4 protein-coding genes and 2 pseudogenes are annotated in these 5,214 nt (G+C 38.8%); 4 read left to right on the forward strand and 2 right to left on the reverse strand.

All coding sequences use genetic code 11. The annotated features are described in order from the left end of the window. Positions 1-315, forward strand: a 315-nt coding sequence (locus tag CTN07_RS22910) for a hypothetical protein (RefSeq protein WP_107183765.1), incomplete at its 5' end; no start/stop codon positions are given. A gap of 275 nt (positions 316-590) precedes the next feature. Here CTN07_RS22910 and CTN07_RS22000 read toward each other — a convergent pair. Next, positions 591-1,306: pseudogene (locus tag CTN07_RS22000) on the reverse strand (DDE-type integrase/transposase/recombinase); the annotation flags it as partial. A 356-nt stretch (positions 1,307-1,662) separates the two neighbouring features. Here CTN07_RS22000 and CTN07_RS22005 point away from each other — a divergent pair. Next, on the forward strand, positions 1,663-2,259 hold the full coding sequence (locus CTN07_RS22005; protein WP_005306975.1) for a DUF2913 family protein: 597 nt from the start codon (positions 1,663-1,665) through the stop codon (positions 2,257-2,259). 967 nt (positions 2,260-3,226) lie between these two features. After that, the gene (locus tag CTN07_RS22010) at positions 3,227-3,994 is read left to right on the forward strand and encodes a glycine zipper family protein (protein WP_005306973.1); all 768 of its coding nucleotides are present in this window, start codon (positions 3,227-3,229) and stop codon (positions 3,992-3,994) included. Positions 3,995-4,396: 402 nt separating this feature from the next. On the opposite strand, the gene CTN07_RS22015 is transcribed toward CTN07_RS22010, so the two are convergent. After that, positions 4,397-4,783 carry an H-NS family histone-like protein gene (locus CTN07_RS22015; RefSeq protein WP_005306970.1) on the reverse strand — a complete coding sequence of 129 codons (387 nt, stop codon included), beginning with the start codon at positions 4,781-4,783 and terminating at the stop codon, positions 4,397-4,399. 157 nt (positions 4,784-4,940) lie between these two features. On the opposite strand from CTN07_RS22015, the pseudogene CTN07_RS22020 reads away from it, so the two are divergent. Beyond that, positions 4,941-5,214: pseudogene (locus CTN07_RS22020) on the forward strand (DNA-binding protein); the annotation flags it as partial.

A 5,214-nucleotide genomic window follows, 5' to 3' on the forward strand; every position in this document is an offset into this window, starting at 1 on the left:
GATGTGTATAAGAGAACAGCATTTAGTGTATCTGCTAATTCAGATTTTGGAACTAAAAATGTGACTAAAATAGTTATTCATGATTCTGGTAATGTTCTCGTTTATTTTTCAGAAGATACTATTCATAAAGAGTCATGTGATAATAATGGGATATATGTATTACCGAAAGAAAATCTACTTTTTAAAGAAATGTATTCTGGTTTGTTAGCCTCTATGCACTCGGGTGCTAAAGTGTCAGGATGGGTTAATGGTTGCTATAATATTTGGGGTTCTACTATGCCTAAAATTACTCGATTAGATTTTACGCCAAACTAGATTTTGATGAAAAATCAAAATCATTCATTATTTGTCCAATTGAAAATTAAGGAGCTAATTTATTTTAATAAGTTCCTTAATTATATTATAGTTCAATATTGTCATCTTTAATTACAGATTATGATTATATCCGTTCATCGATAATAACCTTTTGATATAAAAGTATCGTATTGTATAGTAGAAGAAGTGTTAAGCATTAAGATGAACATATTGAGGTGAAATAATCTGTAAAGTGAGATTAAGTAGGAGCAAGTTGGAATAGTTAAGTTTATTTCTTGAAAACGCCACAGTAATTGGCGGTATTTACGACTGGTATAGTGACTACCTTGATCGCTGTGGGACATGATACCTTTAGGCTTACCGCGAGATTCATAAGCCATCGAAAGAGCTTTGCCTGTTAGCCTAGAATCAGGTGATAACGACATCGATCAACCAATCACTGTGCGGGCAAAAAGATCGATAACAACCGCTAAATACATCCACCGATTACCTGTCCAAAAGCCAGCCCTGACTTCATTTGGTGCGGTAACCATAAACTGGCGACCTAAGTGATTTGAAATTTCAATATGCTCTTGTGAAGTCTTTCTGTAACGATGCTTTGGCTGTTGGAAACTCACTAAACCAAGCGTTTTCATAAGCTTTGTTGCTTGGTATCGGCTCAGCTTTATACCCTGATTTGTGGCTATATCTGCAATGATTCTCGCTCCCGCTGAACCATTGCTTGCAGTGTGCGCCTCGCTGACCAAGCTGCGAAGTTTTACAGTTTCAGTATCAATTCCCGAATTTCTATTTGTTCAGGGGTTATAGGCGAAGCTTTCGGTGTTTTCCCCTGGCGCTCTTCTCTGAGCTGACGAACCCATTTATCCATCGTGGATTTGCCCACGTTCATGGCTTGGGCTGCTTCAGTCACTGAGTGGTTTTGATCTAGAACTAACTGCGCTGCTTCTAACTTAAATTCTGCACTAAATAGTCGTTTTGTACGTTTAGTCATGTTGTCACTCGTTAACTTATGAGGCAATAATATCACCTCTAACTAAGTGACCAAATTCACTATGCCACTACAATTCATGAAAACACTAAAAGCAGCGAAGAAGTCAGCGGATTGTTTGTCACTGAGATATCTATTACGAATTTGATGGATAGGGAACTGGCGGAGCGTAAGCAAGATGAGTGGACGGATAAAAATATCGACGAAGACATGATAATATCCCCTGAAAGGCAGAAAGTCTTTCGGGGGATAGTGTCTTACGCGTATAGTTTTTACTCAATGTTCACTATTTAATAACAGTGAACCTGTATCGTATCGTTTTTTTGATGAATGTCTAGTGTTATAGATTAAGGTGTATTTTGTCTAATAATCCTTACCATGCCTTGCTATCTGATGTTGTGGATAATGCTCTGCTACACCTCTATAGTGAGGTGAGTACATCAGCTCGGTTTGTTCCAACTATTAAACGCAATAAGATATTAGTGCGCTATTTAAAACCCAAATTTAAATCCCCTAAATATAAGTTGGTTAAAGCTGAGTTGAAGACCATGATAGGTATTGGCCGAAATCAAGAGGGGAATTTGGAAGTGAAACTCATTGAGTTAAATCAACTGGCAAACAAACATCGTCAGGACACAACCGATGCATATTCGCTGTTTCAGTTGATGGAGCTGCTTAATACTGAGTATGACTTTGATTCTAAGCTATTTAACCCAGATGTTATCTCGGTTGCTGATGTGATTTATATCTTACCTGACCATATCGAGCATTGTTTTTCTGATGATGGTATACAGGTGGCACCTATATCGTTATTCATCGAATCAGAGCGAGTTCAAGAGTTATTGGCTGCCATACAGGATTCCAAATTATTCATGGCTGAAATGACTGAGTGGAATGACTTAAAAAAGCAAGCTCACATCTTACTTCATCCTATAATGCAGAAAAAATACCCTTAAAGTCTGCGAGGCCAAACGGGCATAGTCAAGATAAGCCTACATAGTTGGCTTATTATCGTTATAAATGCGAGATTGCGAAGCATATCTGGCAGAGCTCGTTGTTGTGGAAACTTGTGCAAGCTCAGTTAAACGTCTTATCCCCTTCTAGTTGCGACATCGAGCGTAGCATTGGGGACAAATGTCCCCATCTTTTGTGGCCACCTCTTATGGCAATAATGATATCGTAATCGGAGAGTCTTGTTTTCGATGAATAAATGCGAAAGTTTGATCTCCAATCTTATGATTCATTTTAATAACAGTGATGACTATTTCTTTTCAGGCGTAACCGACTGCTGAAAAGGTAAGGGCGTATTATTGTTTAGATAGCCTGTTATCGTAATCATTGACGATGAGGGATTGAGATTTAGGCGGGATGATAGGGGAGTAATCGTAAGTACATCATACGAATGGAAAAGAATAGATTATAAGTACAATACTTAACTACATTCGATTTGACGTGAGAAAAATGATGGATATTTTTATGACCGTGTCGCGATTAATGTCGATTGACACGATGGGCAGACATAATCGCAATTTTTCCCATTAGGTACATCATCGATTGCAACTAATGTGTTACTACCAACACGTTGACCAAATGGTATTTTAGTTAATCGTGACACAATCAAGTACCCTAACTACACCTTTGATAACATAACGGGATTGTGCTTGAGAATAAATAGGCACAAATAAAATAAGGTATTCACTCTAAATAACAGAAACCTCTCTATTCTCATTAAGTATTGCATCGATTGTTTACTTAAGAACAACATTAAAATAGGTATGAAAAAACGGGGGCTGAAGGCTTTTAATGAATATGAATTGTGATGAGGATCTAGATTGTTTGTGCTACAAGCATATTTATGTGTGTTATAACCTTGGTTTGACTGTAAAATCCTGCGATTTTCAATTTTAGTCTAGGTTTTCATACATGAATAATAAAAAAGTAATCGCACTTTTTATTAGTGCAGCTGTTCTTGCTCCTATGATGGGATGTCAATCAACTCAGCAAGCCCAGCGTAATAGTCTTGATGCTAACGTTGTTGATGTGAATGATAAAATGGTTGGCATGATCCGAGGGGTTGTGCTGACTTATGATCCTGTCAAAGTGAAACCTGAGCAACTTAAGAATCAGGGAGTACAAGTTGCAGGTAGTGGTTTAGTAGCCGGTGGTTTGACTGGCGCTATGTTGAGCTCGGATCGAACAGGCGCTGCAATTGGTGTTGGTGCTGCAGTGATTGGTGGACTTGCACTTTTGGCTGATAACTTAAGTGAGCCAGATTTGGTTGATGCTTATCGTTATACCGTTCAGACTCAGAAAGGGGGCGAGTTGTTAGAAATCTATCAGGTAGATCAAGCACCATTAATTGAAGGTTCTCCGGTTTTTGTTAGAAGTTATCAATCAGGACGTTTAACTGTTCGTTTAGATACGACACAAGGTCGTTCTTTCCAGCGCGCTCATGATACTCAATATCAGGGTAAAGGACGTTTGACGGCTCAAGAACGACAAGAAATGCTGGAAGATGCTGCTTTTGATCGTAAGCTACGAACGGATCAACGAAATGAGGAAACAGAGAACGTTGTACATGAACAATATCGCAAAGCGGTTAAGACTGAGACTGATAAGCTCAACTCAACGATAGATGCTCGTAATCAATCTCTTCGAAATTCAAAAACAACCAATATTAATATTAACTAACTCTGTTGGTATTGAAGAAAAAAGATCAGCCAAAGTTGGTCTTTTTTTCTAACAGTAGATTAATATCTGTCAATCAATGTTTTTCTCCTCGTTACTTTTTTGATTGTTCAAATATTACAACATTCCACACATGAAGCGGTTTCTCTTACCAGTAAAGTCCACCATTTTTGTAGTCCTAAGTAGAGGTTCGCGGCTTAGACTACGAAAGGTGAGGGCATTTTTTACTGAGCTAAGTGTAATTGTTTGTTATCTGCACAGGTGTGGGCTGATTTCCCTTACTTCGGTTTTCAATTCGGCGCTGATTTTGATAGATTTATCCTTATGGGCGGGCATCGGGGTTCGTTCATAAGCCCTTGCCATGAGAGTCTCTCCGTTTAGACGGTGAGGGTAAGGGCTTTACCATTAAATCAGGTAATCGTTTAGGTCCTTATCTGCTAAGAACTTCGGTGTGCGACCTTGACCTGTCCAAGTTTTATCTTGCCCGTTTTCGTCTGTATAACGATATTTCGCTGGACGGGGAGCTCTTGTCGATTTATTTGTTTTAGATGTCGACATTGTTGCGATCAATTCTTCTGGATCAATACCGTCAGCCAAAAGCAATTGACGGTAAGTTTCTAACTTCTCCTCTTTCTCTCGGTTTTCTGCGCGTAGCTGCTCTTCTTCCTGAACTCTTTCATTAACCACTTGTGTTAGCTTCTCTAAACCTTCTTGTAATTGCTCTAGGGTTAATTCTCTAGATTGTGCGCGTAAAGTTCGTAGGTTTAATAACACGCTGATGGTTTCTGACATGTAGATATTTCCTTGGTTATGACTCGTTATTTAGTTCCAAAGAATAACACAATATAGGTCACATTAAAACGAACGAACAGCGTTCGTTCGTTGATGCTGTTCTCATTGTTGTGTATCCTTTGTTCATCATGTTGGTTGAGTGGATTTAGGTGTGACGATGGGTATTTCTCTAAGTGGTGAGCAGTTACAAGATAAAGTGACGATGATTTGTAATGACCTTTATTCTAAAGGCCAGAAGGTGAGTGTACGGATTGTTTTATCCATGCTACCGGATGTCAGCAGTACATCCACAGTCCATAAATATTACAAAACATGGAAAGATGAGTTAGAAGCTAATCAGAAATCGTTACTGGAAAAAATGGGGTTTTCAGAAGAGTTTACCCGTGTTTTCATGACTGAAATCACTCGACACGCCACCGAAGCCGAACGCC

Source organism: Photobacterium damselae (genome assembly GCF_003026815.1).
Taxonomy (GTDB): Bacteria; Pseudomonadota; Gammaproteobacteria; order Enterobacterales; family Vibrionaceae; genus Photobacterium; species Photobacterium damselae.

Excerpts from the sequence above, each read along its gene's own strand:
- CTN07_RS22010 (WP_005306973.1), top strand. The coding sequence starts at position 3,227 with ATGAATAATAAAAAAGTAATCGCACTTTTTATTAGTGCAGCTGTTCTT.
- CTN07_RS22015 (WP_005306970.1), bottom strand. The coding sequence starts at position 4,783 with ATGTCAGAAACCATCAGCGTGTTATTAAACCTACGAACTTTACGCGCA.